Annotated in this window: 18 protein-coding genes; 13 read left to right on the forward strand and 5 right to left on the reverse strand. The window is 69.9% G+C overall.

From position 1 onward, the window contains the following. The first annotated feature begins 26 nt into the window (after positions 1-26). From ACPCJR_RS15010 to ACPCJR_RS15035, 6 genes are all read left to right on the forward strand, one after another. The gene (locus ACPCJR_RS15010; protein WP_391513884.1) at positions 27-1,475 is read left to right on the forward strand and encodes a homospermidine synthase; all 1,449 of its coding nucleotides are present in this window, start codon (positions 27-29) and stop codon (positions 1,473-1,475) included. A gap of 91 nt (positions 1,476-1,566) precedes the next feature. Beyond that, positions 1,567-2,127, forward strand: a complete 561-nt coding sequence (locus ACPCJR_RS15015) for a Uma2 family endonuclease (RefSeq protein WP_391513882.1) — start codon at positions 1,567-1,569, stop codon at positions 2,125-2,127. A 71-nt stretch (positions 2,128-2,198) separates the two neighbouring features. Beyond that, on the forward strand, positions 2,199-2,765 hold the full coding sequence (locus ACPCJR_RS15020; protein WP_391513880.1) for a Uma2 family endonuclease: 567 nt from the start codon (positions 2,199-2,201) through the stop codon (positions 2,763-2,765). Positions 2,766-2,790: 25 nt separating this feature from the next. Continuing rightward, on the forward strand, positions 2,791-3,132 hold the full coding sequence (locus ACPCJR_RS15025; protein ID WP_391513878.1) for a hypothetical protein: 342 nt from the start codon (positions 2,791-2,793) through the stop codon (positions 3,130-3,132). A 5-nt stretch (positions 3,133-3,137) separates the two neighbouring features. Next, positions 3,138-3,989 (forward strand): DUF1206 domain-containing protein, encoded by an 852-nt coding sequence (locus ACPCJR_RS15030; RefSeq protein WP_391513876.1) that lies wholly within the window; start codon positions 3,138-3,140, stop codon positions 3,987-3,989. Positions 3,990-4,124: 135 nt separating this feature from the next. After that, positions 4,125-6,116, forward strand: coding sequence for an SDR family NAD(P)-dependent oxidoreductase (locus ACPCJR_RS15035; RefSeq protein ID WP_391513874.1), 1,992 nt, complete (start codon positions 4,125-4,127; stop codon positions 6,114-6,116). Between the two features lie 3 nt (positions 6,117-6,119). Here the strand turns inward: ACPCJR_RS15035 and ACPCJR_RS15040 are convergent, their stop codons facing one another. Further along, positions 6,120-6,527: a winged helix-turn-helix transcriptional regulator gene (locus ACPCJR_RS15040; RefSeq protein ID WP_391513873.1), complete on the reverse strand. Its 408-nt coding sequence runs from the start codon at positions 6,525-6,527 to the stop codon at positions 6,120-6,122. Positions 6,528-6,603: 76 nt separating this feature from the next. Between ACPCJR_RS15040 and ACPCJR_RS15045 the strand changes: the two genes are divergently transcribed. Then, positions 6,604-7,215 carry an FMN-dependent NADH-azoreductase gene (locus ACPCJR_RS15045; protein ID WP_391513871.1) on the forward strand — a complete coding sequence of 204 codons (612 nt, stop codon included), beginning with the start codon at positions 6,604-6,606 and terminating at the stop codon, positions 7,213-7,215. Between the two features lie 25 nt (positions 7,216-7,240). Here ACPCJR_RS15045 and ACPCJR_RS15050 read toward each other — a convergent pair whose 3' ends face one another. Beyond that, positions 7,241-8,164, reverse strand: coding sequence for an NAD-dependent epimerase/dehydratase family protein (locus ACPCJR_RS15050; RefSeq protein WP_391513869.1), 924 nt, complete (start codon positions 8,162-8,164; stop codon positions 7,241-7,243). 13 nt (positions 8,165-8,177) lie between these two features. Continuing rightward, positions 8,178-9,185 carry a glycosyl transferase gene (locus ACPCJR_RS15055; protein ID WP_391513867.1) on the reverse strand — a complete coding sequence of 336 codons (1,008 nt, stop codon included), beginning with the start codon at positions 9,183-9,185 and terminating at the stop codon, positions 8,178-8,180. Between the two features lie 306 nt (positions 9,186-9,491). On the opposite strand from ACPCJR_RS15055, the gene ACPCJR_RS15060 reads away from it, so the two are divergent. From ACPCJR_RS15060 to ACPCJR_RS15070, 3 genes are all read left to right on the forward strand, one after another. Next, positions 9,492-12,407: an EAL domain-containing protein gene (locus ACPCJR_RS15060; RefSeq protein ID WP_110352529.1), complete on the forward strand. Its 2,916-nt coding sequence runs from the start codon at positions 9,492-9,494 to the stop codon at positions 12,405-12,407. 190 nt (positions 12,408-12,597) lie between these two features. Further along, positions 12,598-12,885, forward strand: coding sequence for a hypothetical protein (locus ACPCJR_RS15065; protein ID WP_391513866.1), 288 nt, complete (start codon positions 12,598-12,600; stop codon positions 12,883-12,885). Positions 12,886-12,925: 40 nt separating this feature from the next. Next, entirely contained in the window at positions 12,926-13,888 is a 963-nt protein-coding gene (locus ACPCJR_RS15070) for a ferredoxin--NAD(+) reductase (protein WP_391513864.1), read from the forward strand. Positions 13,889-13,897: 9 nt separating this feature from the next. Here ACPCJR_RS15070 and ACPCJR_RS15075 read toward each other — a convergent pair whose 3' ends face one another. Beyond that, complete coding sequence (locus ACPCJR_RS15075; protein ID WP_391513862.1) at positions 13,898-14,188, reverse strand: hypothetical protein; 291 nt, start codon at positions 14,186-14,188, stop codon at positions 13,898-13,900. Positions 14,189-14,397: 209 nt separating this feature from the next. Continuing rightward, on the reverse strand, positions 14,398-16,944 hold the full coding sequence (locus ACPCJR_RS15080) for a glycogen/starch/alpha-glucan phosphorylase (RefSeq protein WP_391513860.1): 2,547 nt from the start codon (positions 16,942-16,944) through the stop codon (positions 14,398-14,400). A 326-nt stretch (positions 16,945-17,270) separates the two neighbouring features. Here ACPCJR_RS15080 and ACPCJR_RS15085 point away from each other — a divergent pair, with 326 nt between their 5' ends. The 3 genes from ACPCJR_RS15085 (at position 17,271) to ACPCJR_RS15095 (ending at position 21,544) form a co-directional block, all read left to right on the forward strand. Next, a complete protein-coding gene (locus ACPCJR_RS15085; protein WP_391513858.1) occupies positions 17,271-18,887 on the forward strand; it encodes an alpha-amylase family glycosyl hydrolase in 1,617 nt (538 codons plus the stop codon). A 238-nt stretch (positions 18,888-19,125) separates the two neighbouring features. After that, the gene (gene glgA, locus ACPCJR_RS15090; protein ID WP_391513856.1) at positions 19,126-20,658 is read left to right on the forward strand and encodes a glycogen synthase GlgA; all 1,533 of its coding nucleotides are present in this window, start codon (positions 19,126-19,128) and stop codon (positions 20,656-20,658) included. 106 nt (positions 20,659-20,764) lie between these two features. Then, a complete protein-coding gene (locus ACPCJR_RS15095) occupies positions 20,765-21,544 on the forward strand; it encodes a Crp/Fnr family transcriptional regulator (protein ID WP_391513854.1) in 780 nt (259 codons plus the stop codon). The last annotated feature ends 78 nt before the right edge of the window (positions 21,545-21,622 follow it).

A 21,622-nucleotide genomic window follows, 5' to 3' on the forward strand; every position in this document is an offset into this window, starting at 1 on the left:
GCAGCCCCGACAAGGAGTGTCCGCGCATGTCCGATGGCCCGCAGAAGGATTGGCCCGTCCACGGTCGCATCACCGGCCCGATCGTGATGATCGGTTTCGGCTCGATCGGCCGGGGCACCCTGCCCCTGATCGAGCGCCATTTCGAGTATGACCGCGCCCGCTTCACCGTGATCGATCCGGTCGATACGCATAAGGATCTGGCCGACAAGCACGGCCTGCGCTTCGAGAAGGTCGCGCTGACCAAGGAGAACTATCGCGACGTCCTCACGCCCCTCCTCACCGAGGGCGGCGGCCAGGGCTTCTGCGTGAACCTGTCGGTCGACACCTCCTCGCGCGACATCCTCGAACTCTGCCGCGAACTCGGCGCGCTCTACATCGACACCGTCGCCGAGCCCTGGACCGGCTTCTACTTCGACAAGGACCTGAGCCAGGCCGACCGCACCAACTACGCGCTGCGCGAGAACATCCTCGCCGCCCGCCGCGCCGCGCCCGGCGGCCCGACGGCGGTGTCGTGCTGCGGTGCCAATCCCGGCATGGTCTCGTGGTTCGTCAAGCAGGCGCTCCTGAACGTCGCGGGGGACACCGGCTCGACCACGCCGGAGCCGAAGACCCGCGAGGAATGGGCCGCGTTGATGCGCGAACTCGGCGTCAAGGGCGTCCACATCGCCGAGCGCGACACCCAGCGCGCCAAGAACCCCAAGCCCCAGGGCGTGTTCGTCAACACCTGGTCGGTCGAGGGCTTCGTCTCCGAGGGCAACCAGCCGGCCGAGCTCGGCTGGGGCACGCACGAGACCTGGAAGCCCGCCAATGCCCAGGAGCAGACCAAGGGCTCGCGCTGCGCGATCTTCCTGCTCCAGCCCGGCGCCGACACCCGCGTGCGTTCCTGGACCCCGACCGCCCAGGCGCAGTTCGGCTTTCTGGTGACCCACAACGAGGCGATCTCGATCGCGGACTACTACACGGTCCGTGAGAACGGCGAGGCGGTCTACCGCCCGACCTGCCACTACGCCTATCACCCGGCCAACGACGCCGTGCTCTCGCTGCACGAGATGTGGGGCAATGCCGGCAAGGTGCAGGAGCGCCAGCACATCCTCGACGAGAACGAGATCGTCGACGGCATCGATGAACTCGGCGTGCTGCTCTATGGGCACAAGAAGAACGCCTACTGGTACGGCTCGCAGCTCTCGATCGAAGAGACGCGGCGGATCGCACCCTACCAGAACGCGACGGGCCTTCAGGTGACCTCGGCGGTTCTGGCCGGCATGGTCTGGGCGCTGGAGAACCCGGAGGCCGGCATCGTCGAGGCGGACGAGATCGACTTCCGCCGCTGCCTGGAAGTGCAGACGCCGTATCTCGGCCCGGTGGTGGGCGTGTACACCGACTGGACCCCGCTGACCGACCGCCCGGGCCTGTTCCCGGAGGACATCGACCCGAGCGACCCCTGGCAGTTCCGCAACGTGCTCGTGCACGGCTGAGGCCATTCCATCGCAAAGCCTCATGAGGGCCGCCCTGTCCGGGGCGGCCCTTTTTTGTTACGATCCGCGCCTTCGCACCGGAGGCTGATCGATGGCCGTGCCAGCACGCCGTGACACGCGCATGCGGGTCGCCGCTTATCGGGATTGGACCGCAACACGGCCGGACGACGAGCGCTGGGAGTTGATCGACGGCGTGCCGGTGATGATGTCACCCGCCAAGGGCCGACATCAGCGCATCGTCACCAATCTCGTCAAACATCTCGACGACCTCGCCGAGCACCGGGGCTGCGGCGCCTATCCGGGCCTCGCGATCCTGAGCGAGGTCATGGACGATTACGCGCCGATTCCCGACGTGGTGGTGCAATGCGGCGAACCGCCGGAGGACGGCTACACCGGCGATCCTCTGCTCGTGGCGGAAGTTCTCTCGCCCTCCACGCTCGTGCTCGATCGGGGACGCAAGACCGAGTTCTATCAGACCGTCCCGTCGCTCGCCGTGCTCCTGCTCGTGCATCAGACCGAAGCGCGGGTGGAGGTCTGGCGCCGGGCTCCGGACTGGACCGTTCAGGTCGCCGGTGCCGGCGACGTCATCGACCTTCCCGAACTCGGCGGTGCGCTGTCCGTCGCGGAGGTCTACGCGCGCCTCACCCTCTGACCACGCATCGCACGCCGCTTGCCTGGCTCCCGGGCAGTGCTAGCATCGAGATCGTTTTCGGAGGCCTCTCGATGGCGCTCGCCCTTCGGCGTGACCCCGGCATGCAGGTGGCGGAATATCAGGTCTGGGTCGCCGACCGGCCGGACGAGGAGCCCTGGGAACTGATCGACGGCGAGCCCTCGCTGATGGCGCCGCAGAGCGAGCGGCACCAGCAGATCGTGGCGAACCTCGTCCGGCACCTCAGGCCCTTCGGACGCGATCGCGGTTGCCGCGCCATTCCCGGTATCGCGGTGTTGAGCGACGCGATGGACACCTTCGCGCCGATTCCCGACGTGGTCCTGCGCTGCGGGGCGCCGCTGCGGGACGGCTATGCTCGCGATCCGGTCCTCGTCGCGGAGGTGCTCTCACCCTCGACCATGAGCCGGGATCGCGGCCGCAAGACCGACTTCTATCGCAGCATCGCCTCGCTCAAGCTCTTCCTGATCGTCTATCAGGACGAGCCGCGGGTCGAACTCTGGCGGCGCAGTGCCGATGGCGGATGGGCGTTCGAGGCCTGCGGCCTCGACGGCACGATCGACCTGCCCGAACTCGGCGGCGCCCTGGCCGTTGCCGAGATCTACGACGACATCGCCTTCTAGACGACGAACCCGCGCGGATCCGGCCTTGCCTCATTTCGAAGACTTCTACGCCAACAAGCTGCGCGGCTCGCTCGGGGTCACCGACGCGGAATCCGTGCTCGACCTGCGCGGGGCCAACCGCCCGACGGCCGAAGCCTCGCTGACCGACATGCTGGAGCGCAGCCGCTTTGCCAGGGGCAAGACCGTGGCGATCCGGCTCGATCCGCCGCCGGACGGCGGCGGCGAGACCCTGTTCCAGCCGATCGGGCGCCAGCTCCTCGATGCCAAGCGGCGCGGCTGGATCGAAAGGCTCCAGACCCTGCCCGCGGAGGACGGGCTCGGCTTCTACGTGGCGCTCGCCGGCAAGCCGGCGCGCGAGCGCGATTGACCCGCATGGCCTGGAGCCGGAACGACAACGCCCTCGAACACCTCGCCCGCTTCGGCTACGGCGCCCGCGGCTTCGTCTACTGCGTCGTGGGCACGCTCGCCGTGCTCGCCGCCTTCGGGCAGGGCGGCTCGGCTGGCGACAGCAAATCCGCGATCCGCGCCGTGCTCGGCGGTCCGTTCGGCGTTATCGTCGTCGGTCTGATCGCGCTCGGCCTCGCGGGCTTCGCTCTGTGGCGTCTCGTCGAGGGGGCGACCGATGCCGACCGGCGCGGGCGCTCGCCCAAGGCCCTGGCCGTACGGGGCGCCCACCTCGTCAGCGCCGTGATCTATGCCGGCCTCGCCCTCACCGCTGGCCGCCTCGCCTTCGGCATCGGCCGCGCCTCCGCGGGCGGCGACGGGGTGCGGGACTGGACCAAGTGGCTGCTCGACCAGCCGCTGGGCCCCTGGCTCGTCGGGCTCGTCGGGCTCGGCATCGTCTCGGCAGGGATCGGCTACGCCGCCAAGGCCTGGAAGGGCAACGTCACGGAGCGCCTCTCGCTCCCGGCCGGCTCGGAAGCCTGGGCCGATCGTCTCGGCCGGTTCGGCTACGCGGCGCGGGGCCTCGTCTTCCTGATGATCGGCGGCTTCGTGCTCACCGCCGCATGGACGCAAGCCTCCTCCGAGGCCACGGGCCTCTCGGGCGCCTTCTCGGCCCTCAGGGCGCAACCTTACGGCTGGGTGTTGCTCGCCATCGTCGCCGCCGGCCACTTCGCCTTCGGTGCTTTCGGCCTGATCCAGGCCCGTTACCGCCACATCGACGCCCCGGATCTGGGCGATGCGGATGGGGCGCTGACCAAGGCGGTGCGCGCGGCACGGTGAAGACCGCCGCGTCGCGGTCGCGTTGACAGCGCCCGGAGACATGGCCCAGAGCGGCGCCGACACGCCTGCGCCCGAGCGGGCTCTCACCGAGAACCGGTCTCCCTCGTTCGGGCGGATGCTCTGACACGAAGCACCATGCAGAAGCGCACCCTCAAGACGGCGGCGATGGTCGTCCTCGATCTCGCCGCCACCGCGGCGGCCGTGGTGCTGACCTTCGTCTTCCGCTTCCAGGACGGGGCGCTGGCCGAGCGCCTGCACGCCCTCCCGCTGCTGCTGCCGCCCTTCCTGATCTATACCGGGCTGATCTACGCCTGGTTCAAGCTCTACCGCACGAAGTGGCGCTTCGCCTCGCTGCCGGACCTGGCCGGCATCGTGCGCGCCGCGAGCGTCACCGCGCTGACGCTGCTCGTGCTCGACTACGTGCTGGTCTCCTCGAACCTCTACGGATTCTACTTCTTCGGCAAGGTCGCCATCATCCTCTACTGGGTGCTGCAGATCTTTCTGCTCGGCGGCCCGCGGCTGGCCTTCCGCTACCTGAAATACGCCCGCTCCCGCCAGAGCCGGGCCCGCACGGCCACCACCCCGACATTGCTGCTGGGGCGCGGCAGCGACATCGAGATCGTGTTGCGGGCCATCGAATCCGGTTCGGTCAAGCGGCTCTCACCCAAGGGCATCCTCTCGCCGCGAGCCGACGAAGCGGGCCAGATGATGCGCGGCGTGCCCGTCCTCGGCGGGTTTCGCGACCTCGAACAGGTGGTCGCCGACTTGGCGGGCCGCGGTCTGCCCGTGCGCCGGCTCGTGGCGACGCCGAGCGCGCTGGCGCCCGAATCCGAGCCCGACGACCTGATCGCCCGCGCCCGGCGGCTCGGCCTGCCGCTCGCCCGCGTCACCAGCCTCGGCGAGGGCATGCGCGACGCCGAACTCGCGCCGCTCGAGATCGAGGATCTGCTGCTCCGACCGACCGTCGCCATCGATCGGCCGCGCCTCGAGCGCTTCCTTGCCGGCGCCCGGGTCGTCGTGACGGGCGGGGGCGGCTCGATCGGCTCCGAAATCTGCGCCCGGGCGGTCGCCTTCGGCGCTGCGGCGCTGCTCGTCATTGAGAATTCCGAGCCGGCGCTCCACGCGGTGCTCAACGGCTCGGCCCTCCTGCACGCCGAGGCCGAGGTCGAGGGCGCGCTCGCCGACATCCGCGACCGCGAGCGGCTGCACGCCATCCTGCGCGACTTCCGGCCGACCTACGTCTTCCACGCCGCCGCGCTCAAGCAGGTGCCCTACCTCGAACGCGACTGGGCCGAGGGCATCAAGACCAACGTGTTCGGCTCGATCAACGTGGCCGACGCGACCGTGGCGGCCGGCGCCCGGGCTCTGGTGATGATCTCGACCGACAAGGCGATCGAGCCGGTCTCGCAGCTCGGCGTCACCAAGCGCTTCGCCGAGATGGTGGCGCAAGCTCTCGACCATGAAACCGCGCTGGACGCGGAGCGCGCCGACCCGGAGGCGACCCGGCTGATCGCCGTGCGCTTCGGCAACGTGCTGGGCTCGGCGGGCTCGGTGGTGCCGGTGTTCAAGGCGCAGATCGCCCGCGGCGGTCCCGTGACCGTAACGCATGCCGAGATGGTGCGCTACTTCATGACCGTGCGCGAGGCCTCCGACCTCGTGCTCACCGCCGCGTCCCACGCCGACGCGGAAGGGCGCGGCGACACCGGCGAGCAGCGCGCGGCCGTCTACGTGCTCAAGATGGGCCAGCCCGTGCGCATCCGCGATCTCGCCGAGCGCATGATCCGGCTCGCCGGCTTCGAGCCCGGCGAGGAGATCGAGATTCAGGTCACCGGGGCGCGGCCGGGCGAGCGGCTCAACGAGATCCTGTTCGCGAAGGAAGAGCCGCGGGTGACGCTCGCCGGCATCGACGGCGTCATGGCGGCCAAGCCCGTCTTCGCCGACCGCGCGGTGCTGGAGGGCTGGATCGGCCGCCTGCGCGAGGCTGTCGCGGCGGGAGATCGTGCGGCGGCGGAGGCGGTGTTCGAGGAAGCGATCCCGGACTTCCGCCACCGGGCCGGCGCCGTGCCGAACGCGGAGCCCGCGAGCCTCGCGCCACGCGCCGAGACCGCAGCGGCGACCCCGGCCTGACGCTCAGCCCGCCTTGCCGTCGCGGCCGTCGAAGCGGGCGCGGGCTTCCTGAATCTCCGGCAGATGCGCGAAGGCCCAAGCGCCGAGCGCCTGGATCGGCTCCTTGAGGGAGCGGCCAAGTTCGGTCAGTTCGTAATCGACCCGCGGCGGAATCGTCGGGAAGATCGTGCGCGTGACGAGGCCGTCGCGCTCCAGCCCGCGCAGCGTGAAGGTGAGCATCCGCTGCGAGATGCCGCCGATCATCCGTTTCAGCTCGTTGAAGCGCCTCGGTCCGTCAGCGAGCATCATCACGACGAGCACGCTCCACTTGTCGCCGATCCGCGCCAGGACCGTACCGACGAGGCGGCAATCCTGTCCGGTACGGTGGTCGGGATGCGACGCCTCGGTTCCCTCGATGTGCCCGGGTTCCAAGAATGTGCCTCCTTGCGCGGCGATGACAGTGGTTATCTATAGCGCCTCGGTTCATTTCTGATACCGAGGATCAAACATGAAGCTTCTGCACGTCGACGGCAGCATTCTAGGCGCCCATTCCGTGAGCCGGACGGTGTCCGCCGCCATCGTGGATCGCCTGAGATCCGAGAATCCCGGTCTCGCCGTCGCCTACCGCGACCTCGCGCGGGCGCCCCTTCCCCACCTCTCGGGCGCCGTCCTCACAGGAGCGCAGCCGAACGCCACGAACACGCCCGATATTCAGCACGATGTCGATCTCGGCCGACAGGCGCTCGACGAGTTCCTCGCCGCTGACATCGTGGTGATCGGCGCGCCGCTCTACAACTTCACCCTGTCGAGCCAGCTCAAGGCCTGGATCGACCGAATCCTCGTGGCAGGCGTCACCTTCCGCTACGGGCCATCAGGCGCCGAAGGGCTCGCGGGCTCCAAGCGCGTGATCGTGGCACTCGCCCGCGGCGGCCTCTACGGACCCGGCACGCCGGCGGCCGCAGCGGAACATGCCGAAACCTATCTGCGCACGGTGCTCGCCTTCATCGGCATCACGGCGCCGGAATTCATCGTCGCCGAGGGCATCGCCCTGGGCTCCGAAGCGCGCGAGCGGGCGCTGACCGGCGCCTTGGAGGCCGCGCGCGCCCTCAAGGCGGCCTGAGCAGGACGGCCTGAGCGCGGCGGCCTCAGCCCCCGGTCCGCGCCAGCACCGCGAGGCCGTCGCGCGAGGTCTGCGCCGGCCGCCAACCCAGCGCCGCCAGACCCTCGGCCCGGGCCACGAGGGAGCCGGTCAGGCGCTCGAAGGCGGCCTCCCGGCCGGCGGCGCGGCAGGCGAGCCCGATCAGCGGGGTCGGACAGGGCAGCAGGCCGGGGCCGCGGCCGAGACCGGAGCGGAGTGCGGTCAGCATCTCGGGTAGCGTCAGCGGGTCGGGATCGGCCACGATCAGCGGCCGGGCCACAGGCGCAGGGGCCTCCAGCACCGTGGCCACGGCAGCGGCCAGACTCTCGACCGAGACCAGGGAGCGCCGGCCCCGCAGGCTCGCCAGCGGCAGCGGATAGGGCGTCCGCGCCAGCTTGAGGAGCGCCGCCATGTTGCCCTTCACCCCGGCGCCGTAGACCAGCACCGGGCGCAGGGCGACCCAATCGAGCCCGATCTCGGCCAGCGCCTCCTCCGCGGCGAGCTTCGAGCGGCCGTAGGCGTCGGTCGGGGCGGGGGCGTCCGCCTCGGACAGAGGCAGGGGTGCGCTCGAACCGGTCTGCGCCCGGATCGAGGAGAGGAAGACGAAGCGGCCGACCCGCGCCCGCTGCGCGGCCTCGGCCAGCTTGCGCGTCGCCTCGGTGTTCGAATTGCGAAAATCGTCCTCCGGCGCACCGGACATGGCGTGAGCGAGGCCCGCCGAATGCACCACGGCATCGACCCCGCTGAGCGCGGCGGCCATGTTCATCGGCCGGGCCAGATCGCCCACCACGGCGCCGCTCGCGCCCTCGGGCACCTCCACGGGCCGGCGCAGCAGCACCCGCACGCGGTAGCCCCGGGCCGAGAGCGTCCGCAGCAGGTGGCGGCCGATGAAGCCCGTCGCTCCCGTCAGCGCGATCAGCTTTCCGGTCACCCGCCCATCCCCCTCATGCACCGCCCGGCCGCCCCCTCGCGAACCGGCGCAGCAGCCACCCGACGCCCCCCGCCGAGAGGCCGAGGCAGGAGAGCGTGACCGCGGGGTGCGGCCAAAGCAAGGTCGCGGCCGCGAGCAGCGCCAGCGCGCTCTGGAGCGCGAAGACGCGTCCCACCACGCCGAGGACGGAGAAACCGTGGACGGTGGCGACCTGATAGAAGTGGCTGCGATGGGCCTGCCAGACGGCCTCGCCCCGGCGCAGGCGCCACAGCAGGGTGAGCGTCGCGTCGGTGACGGGATAGAGCGGCAGGATCAGCGCGGCCGCCAATCCACCCTCCCCCGCGAGCCGGTAGAGCAGCCACGCCACGATCAGGCCCACCGGCAGCGAGCCGACATCGCCCATGAACAGCCGCGCCACCGGGCGGTTGAAGGGCGCGAAGCCGAGCAGCCCGCCGAGCAGGGCGCCGGCCACCAGCGTCGGGGCGGGGGCGTAGAGGCCGGCGAGCCCGAGTGCGAGGAGGAAGGCGACCGGCGGCACGAACTCGGCCAGCGTCATCCAGTCGAGCCCGTCCATGAAGTTCACGAGGTTGACGAACCAGAGCCCGGCCAGGATCGCGAGGCCGCGCTCCAGCCAGAGCGGCGCCTCGGGCAGGAGCCGTCCCCCGGTGGCGAGCACGACCGCGGCCACGGCGCCCGCCTGGATCACGAGCCGGAGCGAGGCCGGCAGCGGACGGATGTCGTCGACGGCGCCGGTCGCGGCCAGCACGAGGACGGCGAGCGCCAGCACCGCCAGTTCGGCCGAGCCGGGACCGATCCCCGTCGGCACGGCCAGGAGGGCGGCGGCGGCGAGCGCGGCGGCGATGATGGCGATCCCGCCGCCCTGGGGCGTCGGCACCCGGTGGCTGGAGCGGGCGTTCGGCCGGGCCAGGGCGTAGCGCTGCAGCAGCGGCTTCAGCAGGACGATCAGCCCGGCGGACAGCAGCGCCGCCAGCGGCGCGGCGAGGAGAGGGGCGACGGTCATCGGGCCGCCGCAAGCCGCGAAACGGCCCTTCCGCTCGCCGGGAAGGCTTCGAGACGGCGTGTTCCGATCGTTTGCATGCTCTCCGCTCTAGCCGCCCTCCTCAGCTCAAGCGAGGCCGCGCCGGGCTCGATCGGACGATCCCAACTTGTTTTGGCCGCAAAGCCACGCGATCCGCGTCGGGCGGCGGGCCGAAAGAACGGTGGGTGCGCCGCCCGCTCCGGCCGGGTCGCCTTGCGGGGGCAGGATGCCGCCGATACGACTTGGCCGCTCGCCCTACCGCTCAAGCCGGTTGTCAAGAAACGCCCGTTGCGCACGCTCTCACTGGTCCTCGCGTTCCTGACGGTCGTGGCCGGCTCCCTGGCCGCCCTGCTCGGGACCGCCGTTCCCGCCCGCGCGGTCGAAGCCGTGCGCGTCACCCTCGACGCGCCCGCCATCGATCTCACGCCGACGATCGAGCGCTACCGCTCGGACGGCGAAATGATCCAGATCTCCACGGCGCCGGGCAAGGACGGCATCGTCCGGCGCATCGCGGTCAAGGCCCGCGAGGCGGGGGCGCGGCCCGATTGGATGGTGTTCGCGCTCACCAACGACACCGACGAGCAGATCGACCGGCTGCTGGTGGCCCCGCATTTCCGCCTCGTCGGCTCGGGCGTGATCTGGCCCGATCTCGGCGGCTCGCGCATCGCCGCGATCACCGCGAGCGAGGGCATCCGGCCCGAGCGCGACGAGAGCCTGGAGGCCGACCAGTTCCTGATCACCATCGATCCGGGCACCACGGTCACCTACGTCGCCGAGTTGAAGGGGCCCAACATCCCGCAGGTCTACCTTTGGGACCAGGACGCCTATCGCAAGAAGACCTCGGGGCTCACCCTCTACAAGGGCATCATCATCGGCATCGCCGGGCTGCTGGCGCTGTTCCTCACCATCATCTTCGTGGTGAAGGGCGCGATCATCTTCCCCGCCGCGGCCGCGCTCTCCTGGGCTGTGCTGGCCTATGCCTGCATCGATTTCGGCTTCCTGCAGCGGATCTTCCCCGTCGCGGAGCAGGCGGAGCGGATCTACCGCGCCTCGGCCGAAGCCGTGCTCGGCGCCACCCTGCTCGTCTTCCTGTTCGCCTACCTCAACCTGTCGCGCTGGCACGTGCGCTACAGCCACGTCGCCTTCTTCTGGCTGACCTTCCTCGCCGGCCTCGTCGGGCTTGCCGTATTCGATCCGCCCGTGGCGGCGGGCGTGGCGCGCATCTCGATCGCCGCGGTGGCGGGCGTCGGCCTGCTCCTGATCCTCTATCTCGCCGTCCATAACGGCTACGACCGGGCGATCCTGCTCGTGCCGACGTGGCTGCTGCTTCTGTTCTGGGTGGTGGCGGCCGGCTTTGCCATCACGGGCCAGATCGGCTCCGACCTCGTGCAGCCGGCCCTCATCGGCGGGCTCGTGCTCATCGTCATGCTGATCGGCTTCACGGTGATGCAGCACGCCTTCGCGGGCGGGGGCCTGAGCCACAGCCTCGTGTCCGATACCGAGCGCCGGGCGCTGGCACTCACGGGGGCGGGCGACATCGTGTTCGACTGGGACGTACCCGGCGACCGGGTCTTCGCCGGCCCCGAGATCGAGGCTCAGCTCGGGCTCAAGCGCGGTACCCTCGAAGGGCCGGCGGCGAACTGGCTCGGCCTGCTCCACCCGTTCGACGTGGAGCGCTACTCGGCGGCCCTCGACACGGTGATCGAGGAGCGGCGCGGACGCATCCTCCACGATTTCCGCCTGCGCTCGGCCGACGGCCCCTACGCCTGGTACCGGCTGAAGGCGCGGCCCGTGATCGGCACCGACGGCGAGGTGATCCGCATCGTCGGCACCATCAGCGACGTGACCGAGGCCAAGACCGCCGAGGAGCGGCTGCTGCACGACGCCGTGCACGACAGCCTCACCGGCCTGCCCAACCGCGAGCTGTTCCACGACCGTCTGGAGGCCGCGCTGGCGCTGGCGAGCCAGGACCCGCGCCTCAAGCCCGCGGTGATCGCGCTGGACATCGACCGGTTCAAGGCGATCAACGACGCCATCGGCCTCTCGGCGGGCGACTCGATCCTGCTCACCCTCTCGCGCCGGCTCGGCCGGCTGCTGCGCCCGCAGGACACCCTGGCCCGGGTGGCGGGCGACGAATTCGCCGTGATCCTGCTCTCGGAGCGGGAGCCCGACCGCATCCTGTCCTTCGCCGAGATGATCCGGCGCGCCATCGCCACGCCGGTGACCTACGCCGACCGCGAGGTGTTCCTCACCGTCTCCATCGGCATCGCCCTGCACGAGGCGGCGCAGGGCGGCAGCCAGGGCACCGGGCCGGCGCGGCGCGACGAGGTGTTCAAGAACGCCGAGATGGCCATGATCCAGGCCAAGCGCGGCGGCGGCGACCGCATCGAGGTGTTCCGCGCCAACATGCGCGTCGAGCGCTCCGACCGGCTCATGCTGGAGGCGGACCTGCGCAAGGCGCTGGAGCGCAACGAGATCAAGGTGCTGTTCCAGCCCATCGTCCGGCTCGAGGACCGCACGGTGGCGGGCTTCGAGACGCTGCTGCGCTGGGATCATCCCAAGCTCGGGCGCATCCCGCCCGCGACCTTCATGCCGGTGGCCGAGGAGACGGGCGTGGTCGTCCCGCTCGGCAACTTCGCGATCGAGCGCACGGCGCTCGAACTCGCCGCTTGGCAGCGCTCGCTCGACGTCGAGCCGCCGATCTTCGCCTCGGTCAACGTCTCCTCGCGCCAGCTCCTGCGCCACGACCTCCTTCACGACGTGAAGACCGTCATCGCCCGCACCGGCGTCCTGCCCGGCTCGCTCAAGCTGGAGATGACCGAGGGGCTGGTGATGGAGAACCCCGAATACGCGGCCCAGATGCTGGCGCGCATCCACGACCTCGGCGCCGGCCTCGTCCTCGACGATTTCGGCACCGGCTACTCGGCGATCTCCTACCTCCAGCGCTTCCCCTTCGACACGATCAAGATCGACCAGACCTTCGTGCGCCAGCTGGGCCAGGGCCGGACCGCCATGCTGCGCTCGATCCTGCGGATGGGGCAGGAACTCGGTCTTGCCACCATCGCCGAGGGGGCGGAATCGGAGGAGGACGCGCAGGCGCTACAGGAACTCGGCTGCGACTACGCGCAAGGCGCGGCCTTCGGCGAGCCGATGACGATGCTCCAGGCCCGCCAGCTCGTAGGCGCCGCACCCGAGGCCGCCTGACGCGAGCCGATCCCGCGCCGGGGCAGGAGCGTCGAGGATCCGCTTAAATCTCCCTTAACCATGTTGAGGGAAGGTCCATCCCAAGTATCCGGGACGCCCGTCGGCGATCCGGCCTGCCCGAGGATGGACGATGATCGAGGCGACGAGACGCAGGAGCCCGGCCCCCACCGGCAGCGCGATGCGGCGCCTCATGACCCGCCCGATCCAGGCGCAGCTCAGCGGCGCCGCGCAGCCGCACCTCGCCGTGGTGGAAGCGCCGCCGGCCGCGGACGAGCCGGAGGAGGCCGCGGACGACCTCGCGCGCCTGCGCCTCGAAGTGATGATGATGAAGGCGGCACTGGCCGCCGAGCGCCGGGAGAGCGAGGCCCTGCGGGCCAGCCTCGGCCTCTCCGAGCCCGAGACGCTGGGCGAGGAGGCGCGGGCCGTGCGCGCGCGCTGGGCCGCCCTGGTCGAGCGCCTGATCCACGACCCGCGCTGATCCCGAAACCTGTTTGATCCGATCGGAGCGGGTTGCCGCCATGCGTGCTCCCACGAGCGCTCGTTGCTCGCTTGTCGTGAACGGCCAGCCCCTGCGGGTGTCGCCCGGCGACACCTCTCTCGAAACCGCCCTCGCCGACGGTGTGATCGCCCCGATGACCGGCCTGCTCGGCCAGGGCGCCGGCCCCGCCTCGCGGCGGTTGCCGGCCCGCGCCCGGCGCGCGGAGGCCGTCACCCTGTCCGTGCCCGATCCGGCGGCCGCGATCCGGCCCGGGGCCAAGGCCAGGAGCAAGTCCGAGACGCTGTCCCGGACGCTGGCGCGGCGCACCGGCAGCATCGACGCGATCACGGCGTTGGCGCCGCGCGTCCTGCAGGTGGTCGCCACCCTGGACCGGCGGCTCGCCTTCGAGCCCGGCGATCAGGTCGTCGTCACGCTCGAGGGCGGGCGTCCCGTCACGCTCGCTCCCACCCTCGGCGTCGAGGGCGGGGCGGAACTCAACGAACTGGTCTTCCACCTGCGCGGCGAATGCGCGGAGGATCTCGGCGCCCTGTTCGGCTGCACGCCCGCACCCGGTCTCGCGCTGAAGGTGAAGGGTCCCGTCGGCCACGGTGCCTACCGGCCCGGCGGCGGACGCCTCGTGCTCGTCGCCGCCGAGACGGGTTTTGCCGGCATCTGGGCCATCGCCCGCGCTGCGCGCTACGTGGAACCGGCCCGCGAGATCTGCCTCGTGGTGGGCGCGCGCGATCCCCTCGACCTCTACATGCGCCCCTCGCTCGAATGGCTGCGCGCCACCGGCGTCACCCGCATCACGCTGGCCGCCGACCGCCACCGCCAGCGGGCGCCCGACGTGCGCCCCGGCCCGCTCACCGCCCACATCCCGAGCCTGCGCACCACCGACGTGGTGCACGCCTCCGGCTGCCCCTCGACCCTCGGCGCGGTGGAGGTGCTGGCCGCAGCCGCCGGCGCACGGTTCTACCCGATCCCGCTCGAACCGGGAGCGTGAGACTCGGCTTCAGCCTTGTGTCCGAGCCCAGGCCAGAACCGCCGAGACGTGCCAAGCGTACACGGCGAGGATGAAGCCGAACGTCGCGATCATTCCGATCCAGTGCCAGGGACCGGCCTGCCCTGACGTCTGCTTGATCTTGATGAAGAGCGCGGGAGCGATCACGGCAAGGAATGCGATTGGGGTCCATAGGCCGATCGTCTTGTCGGCATACCAAGTCGGTCGGCCGTGGATGCCCCACTGCATCGGAATCGTCTTGGTTTCGATGCCGGCGCCATAGGTCAGAGCGATCAGCGCCATCGCGGCCATCGAGGCCAGGCACGAGAGCCAAGCGATCCGGGGGAGCCATCCGCTCATCGCGTCGAAACGGTTCTCTGCGCTGAAAGCACAACCGTAGGCCGGATTGCCGCATCCGTCACCACGAACCCATGCATTTGGTTCACGAGTCTTCCAACGGAACGGGCGGGGAGTGCTGCCACTCCCCGCCATGGAATCCGCCGCTCGCGTGCTCAGCCCAGCTTCACCCGCCAGATCTCCTCGGCATATTCCCGCATGGAGCGGTCGGAGGAGAACCACGCCATCCGGGCGGTGTTGAGGATGGCCGCGCGCCACCACTGGGCCGGGCGCTCCCAGGCCGCGTCGATCTCGCGCTGGACGCGCCAGTAATCCTCGAAATCGACCGTGGTCAGGTAGCGGTCGCGGTGGCGCAGCTCGTCGACCAGCGGCGCGAAGCGGCCGGGATCGTCGGGCGAGAAGGTGCCGTCGCCGATGGCGTCGAGCGCCGCCGCCAGCCGGGTCGAGGCGGCGCACGCCCGGCCGGCGTAGTCCGGTTCCTGCGCCCGCGCGAGCACCCCCTCGGCGTCGAGGCCGAAGATGAAGATGTTGTCGGCGCCGACATGGTCCTTGATCTCGATGTTGGCGCCGTCGAGCGTGCCGACGGTGAGCGCACCGTTGAGCGCGAGCTTCATGTTGCCCGTGCCCGAGGCCTCCATGCCGGCGGTCGAGATCTGCTCCGAGAGGTCGGCGGCCGGGATGATCACCTCGGCCAGACTCACCGAGTAGTTCGGCAGGAACACCACCTTCAACCGGCCGCCGATCTCCGGATCGTCGTTGACGACCCGGGCGATGTCACCAGCCAGCTTGATGATGAGCTTGGCCTGATGGTAGCTCGGCGCCGCCTTTCCGGCGAAGATCTTGACGCGCGGGGTCCAATCTTTGTGCGGGGCCTTCTTGATGGCTTGGTAGAGCGCCACCGTCTCGACGAGGTTGAGCAGCTGGCGCTTGTACTCGTGGATGCGCTTGATCTGCACGTCGAACAGCGCCGAGGGATCGACCGCGATGCCGGTGCGCTCGGCGATGACCGCCGCCAGCCGCTTCTTGCGGAGCTTGCGCATCGCCGCGTAGCGCGTGCGGAACTCGGGGTCCTCGGCGAACGGCTCGAGCTTGAGCAGGTTGGTCGGATCGTCGAGCACCGCTTCGCCCGCCGCCTCGACGGCGAGCGCCGTCAGCTCGGGATTGGCGTTGTGCAGCCAGCGGCGGAAGGTGATGCCGTTGGTTTTGTTGACGATCTTCTCCGGCTCGATCGTGTGCAGATCCTTGAACACGGTCGATTTCAGAAGCTCGCTGTGCAGCGCCGAGACGCCGTTGACCCGGCGCGAGCCGTGGAAGGCGAGCGGCCCCATGCGCACGCGCCGGCCGTTCGACTCATCGATGAGCGAGATCGCGGCGAGATGGGCCGCCCCGTCGGCCGCATCGGCCCGGGCGTGCTTGCTCTGCTCCTCAAGATGCAGCCAGTTGATGAGGTAGATGATCTGCATGTGGCGCGGCAGCAGCCGCTCCATCAGTTCCACCGGCCAAGTCTCGAGCGCCTCGGGCAGCAGGGTGTGGTTGGTGTAGTGCAGCGTGTGGGAGGTGACCTGCCACGCATCCTCCCAGGTGAGGTCGTGATCCTCCATCAGGATGCGCATCAGCTCCGGCACGGCGATGGCCGGGTGGGTGTCGTTGAGCTGGATCGCGGCGTGATCCGGCAGGCTGTGCAGACTCCCGCGTTCGGCGACGTGTCGGCGCACGAGATCCTGCAGCGAGGCGGAGGTGAAGAAGAACTCCTGGCGCAGGCGCAGCTCCTGCCCTTCCGCGGAGGAGTCGCTCGGATAGAGCACCCGCGAGATCGCCTCGGCCCGGGCGCGGCCGGCCACGGCGCCGACATGGTCGCCGGCATTGAAGCGGGCGAGTTCGACCGGCGCGTCCGACTCCGCCTTCCACAGGCGCAGGGCGTTGACGTGCTTGCCCCGCCAGCCGACGACGGGGATGTCGTAGGCGACCGCCTTCACGGTCTCGGCGGGATGCCAGTGGCGGCGAATGTGATGGTCGCCCTGGCTCGACAGGGTGACGTGGCCGCCGAAGCCGATGGTGTAGGTCGCCTCGGGCCGCGGGAACTCCCAGGGGTTGCCCTCCTCGAGCCAGGTCTCCGGCGCCTCGCGCTGCCAGCCATCCTCCAGCGATTGGCGGAAGATGCCGTGATCGTAGCGGATGCCGTAGCCCATGGCCGGGATCGACAGGCTGGCCATGCTCTCCATGAAGCAGGCGGCGAGCCGCCCGAGGCCGCCATTGCCGAGAGCCGCGTCGGGCTCGGCCCCCTCGACCTCGGCGAGGTCGACGCCGAGGTCGCGCAGGGCCGACTTCGTGGCCTCGACGAGGCCGAGATTGTTCATCGCGTCCGACAGCAGCCGGCCGATCAGGAATTCCAGCGAGAGGTAGTAGACCCGCTTGTCGGGCACCCGGTCGACCTGGCCCTTTCGCCCGGCATCGACGATCCGGTCGCGCAGGGCCAGCGCGGTCGCAGCGAACCAGTCGCGCTCGCGGGCCGAATCCGGTGACTTGCCGAGCGCGTAGATGAGCTTCGCGCGGATGTCCTCGCGCAGTTCCACTACGAGATCGCCCCGGTCTTGCACGCCTTGCTTAACATAGGTAGCGGCAGCCTTCTTCGTCGTCGTGGATGAGTTGGACGCATCCGCCTCATCGCCCCTGGCGGGAACGGATAGAGCTTCGTTAAGCACCGAGGTATCCCCCTTCGTTGCAGCCGATACGTTGTCGGTTCGCCACGGAACTCGCCCGCTTCTGGCGGCGGCGCGCTGATCCGCGACATGGTCTGTCGCCCTGCACCGGCCATGGTGTTGCCGGTGGCCTGACTTGTCGAGACACATCCAGGCGAAGATCCTCCGCGCAAGACGCGTGCCTGCATGCGTGTGTCTTCCTCAACACAACGCTGCCGCATCCATCGGTCTCGGCGACAAGAATTGCCTCGCAACGCTTGAAGGCTTTCTGAACGGCCCTAACCCACCCCGTAGCGAGAGGCAGCAGAGCCGTCACCGCGGGAGGTCCGATGTCCGGCACGAGCGGCTTTGAGACGATCTGGTGGCAAAGCGGGACGGTCTATCAGGTCTATCCGCGCTCGTTCCAGGACACGGACGGCGAAGGCGTCGGCGACCTTCCCGGGATCACGGCGCGGCTGGACTACCTCGCTTGGCTCGGCGTCGACGCCGTCTGGATCTCGCCCTTCTACCGTTCGCCCATGGCCGATTTCGGCTACGACGTGGCCGATTACTGCGATGTCGACCCTCTGTTCGGCACGCTCGCGGATTTCGACGCGCTGATCGCCGAGGCGCATCGGCGCAAGCTCAAGGTGATCCTCGACTTCGTGCCCAACCACAGCTCGATCGAGCATCCGTGGTTCGCCGAGAGCCGGGCAAGCCGCGCGGCACCCAAGCGCGACTGGTACATCTGGCGCGACCCCGCCCCCGATGGCGGACCGCCCAACAACTGGCTCTCGAATTTCGGCGGCCCGGCCTGGACGCGGGACGAGGCGACCGGCCAGTACTACTACCACGCCTTCCTGCCCGAGCAGCCGGACCTGAACTGGCGCAACCCCGATGTCAGGGCAGCGATGCACGATGTCCTGCGCTTCTGGCTGGAGCGCGGCGTGGACGGCTTCCGCGTCGATGTGATCTGGCACCTGATCAAGGACGAGGGTTTTCGCGACAACCCGGAGAACGCCGACTTCGAACCGCACCAAGCCGGGATCAACCGCTTCCAGCAGGTCTATTCCTGCGACCGGCCGGAGGTGCTCGACGTCATCGCGGGGATGCGTGCGGTGCTGCGCGCCTACGGCGAGCGGGTGCTGATCGGCGAGATCTACCTGCCGATCGAGCGGCTGGTGGCCTATTACGGTCCGGATCTGACAGGCGCCGACCTGCCCTTCAACTTCCAGCTCATCCAGACGCCCTGGCGCGCCGACGCGGTGGCGGCGCTGGTGGAGGAGTACGAAGCGGCCCTGCCCGAGGGCGGCTGGCCGAACTGGGTGCTGGGCAACCACGATCAGCCCCGCATCGCCGCCCGCATCGGCGAGGCGCAGGCCCGGATCGCCGCGATGCTGCTCCTGACCCTGCGCGGTACGCCGACCCTCTATTACGGCGACGAGATCGGGCTTGGACGGGTCCCGGTTCCGCCGGAGCAGGCGCAGGACCCTTGGGAGCGCAACGAGCCCGGTCACGGCCGCGACCCGGCGCGTACGCCGATGCAGTGGGAGGATGCGCCGCATGCGGGCTTCAGCGCCGGAACGCCCTGGCTGCCGCAGAGCGCCGATGCGGCTCGACGCAACGTCGATGAGCTGCGCGACGATCCCCGCTCGATCCTGACCCTGTACCGCCGGCTGCTGGCCCTGCGCCGGGACCACCCGGCCCTGTCGGTCGGCGCCTATCGCAGCCTTCGCCTGTCGCCGGATCTCGCCGAGGAGGTATTTGCCTTCGAGCGGATCGCGGACGGCGCAACCTTGCGCATTCTGCTCAATTTCGGCAGCGCGGAGCGCAACCTGGCCCTCGAGGACGGAAGCACCTGGACCGTCCTGCTCTCGACCCATGCCGGGCGCAGCGGCGAGCCTGCGCAACGCAACATCTGTCTCAAGCCGGACGAGGGCGTCATCCTCGGCACTCTCTCCGTTTGATACGGTTGCATCCGACCATAGCCCGGGCGCGAGAATTCGGTGATCGGGAGCGCGAAACCGACCGCATTCGCTCAGCGCATGCAACCCATGATGTGAGCGCTGCTCTTCGGCGAAATTAAAAGCCTGAACCTGGTCTGAATTGTGCGATGCAACGGAACAGAACGCCTTCCGGAGCATTCTCATGCCGGGCGCAGCAGCAGCGGAACCCGCTTCCTCGAAGCGGTTTGGGGGCAGGTCGATGGCTTACGTGGATCTCGGTGTGCCGCGGGTCACCGAGGCGCCGTCCCCGTCCTTTGCCACCGATCCGGATGCCAGGCTCGGCAATGCCCTGTTGCCCTGCATCCTCTATGCCACGCCCGAAATGGCGGATTTCGTGAAGACCGGCGGCCTCGGCGAGGTCGCGGGCGCCCTGCCGCGCGCGCTGCGTCGCCACTACGACGTGCGCGTGCTCATCCCGGGCTACGCGCGGGTTCTGGCCGGCCTCGAAAACCTGACGATGCTGGCCCGGTTTGCGGCCTTCGCGAGCGTACCGGCCTGCGAACTCGGCTACGGCACGACGCCCGACGGCCTCGGCGTCTACGTCCTGATCGCCCCCGATCTCTACGAGCGCGACGGCACCCCCTACGGCGATGCGCGCGGTGACTTCGAGGACAACGACCTGCGCTTCGCCCGCCTGAGCCGGGCGGCCGCGGAACTCGCCGCCGGTCTCGATCCGCTCTGGTCGGCCGACCTCCTGCACCTCAACGACTGGCAGACGGCGCTGGCGCCGGCCTACATGTCCTGGCTCGGTATCCGCCGCCCGAGCGTGCTGACGATTCACAATCTCGCCTATCAGGGCCTGTTCCACCGGGACAATCTCGGACGGATCGGCGTACCGGACTACGCCTTCCAGATGGACGGCGTGGAGTTCTACGGGCAGCTCTCCTTCCTCAAGGCCGGCATCTACCACGCCTCGCACGTCACCACGGTGAGCGAGACCTATGCCCGCGAGATCACCACGCCCGAGGGCGGCTGCGGCCTCGACGGCTTGCTCCGCACCCGCGCCGCGCAGGGCCGGCTGACCGGCATCCTCAACGGCATCGACGAGAGCTGGGACCCGCGCACCGATCCCCACCTCGCCACCCGGTTCGAGCCCGACGACTGGAAGGGCAAGCGGGCGAATGCCGACGAGGTCCGCAAGCAGTTCGGAATGGCGGTCTCGCGCGGCCCCCTCTTCGCCATCGTCTCCCGGCTCGTCCACCAGAAGGGAATCGACCTCAGCATCGCTGCCGCCGAGTCGATCGTCGCCGAGGGCGGGCAGCTCGTGGTGATCGGCCAGGGCGAGGGCCGCTTCGAGGAGGCGCTGCGGGATCTCGCCGGGCGCCATCCAGACCATGTCGGCGTCCATGTCGGCTTCCGCGAAACCGAGGCGCGCCGCATCTTCGCCGGCAGCGACTTCCTGCTGATGCCCTCGCGCTTCGAGCCCTGCGGGCTGGCGCAGATGTATGCGCAACGCTTCGGCTCCCTGCCGATCGTGCGGCGCACCGGCGGCCTCAACGACACGGTGGAGGACGGCGTCACCGGCTTCACCTTCGGCGAGGCTTCGCCCCGGGGACTGGGCTCCGCGATCCGGCGCGCCTTCGAGACCTTCGGCCAGAAGAAGCGTCTCAACACCATGCGCCGCAGCGCCATGTCCCGCTCCTTCGGCTGGGACGGGGCGGCGCTGAACTATTGCGACCTCTACGCCCGCGCCTTCGGCAACCACACCGCCCGGCGCTGGAAGGCGGCCTGAGGTCCGCAGGGTCCGGGCCGCCTCCAGCTTCGCGACCGCGAGCGAGAATGCGCGGTCCGGAACATTTTTCGTGGCACGGATCGGCGCCCCCCGGCGTTGTGCGTCCATGGACGCGACCGTCACGCTCCCGCGTGTCAATCCTCTGCTTCTGAAACTCCGCTACGGCATGGATCTCGATGCCGGGGATCGGGGGCTGCTCGGCGACGCGTTCCGGGCGACCCGCACGCTCGATCCGCAGCAGGACATCGTCCGGGCCGGCGAGAGGGCAAGCGGCGTCCACCTCGTCCTTGACGGATTCGCCTTCCGCTACAAGCTCGTCAGCGATGGGCGGCGGCAGATCCTCGGTCTGCTCCTGCCCGGCGATTTCTGCGACCTCCAGTCGGTCGTGCTCGGCACCTCCGACCATTACATCGCCGCGCTGACCGCCTGCATCATCGCCGACGTGCCGCAGAAGCAGATCGACGCCCTGATCTTCCGCGACTCGCGCGTCGCCCGGGTTCTGTGGTGGGCCACGCTCGTGGACGAGAGCGTCCTGCGCGAGTGGCTCGCCAACATGGGCCAGCGCCCCGCCGACATGCGGATCGCCCACCTCTTCTGCGAGGTGTTGCTGCGCCTGCAGCTCGTCGGCGCCGCCGGCGCACGCGATTGTCCGCTGCCGCTGACCCTGCCCATGCTCGCCGATATCCTCGGCATCACACCGATCCACGTCAGCCGCATCCTGCGCGATCTGCGCGAGGCCGGTCTGATCGAGCTGAAGGATCGCCACCTCCACATCCCGGACGTGGCGCGCCTGCGGGCCTTCTGCGATTTCGACCCGGCCTACCTTCACCTCGTGAACACGCCCGAGCAGGGTGCGTTCGAACCGCTCTCGGGGACCGGGCCCTGACGGAAATGCAGGCCAGCCCCTCGGCTGAGCGCCTGTACGACAGGCAAGATCGTGCAGATTCTCCCGGCCCGTTGCCCC

Origin of the sequence: Methylobacterium sp. NPDC097929, assembly GCF_049543375.1 — a bacterium.
GTDB lineage: Bacteria > Pseudomonadota > Alphaproteobacteria > Rhizobiales > Beijerinckiaceae > Methylobacterium.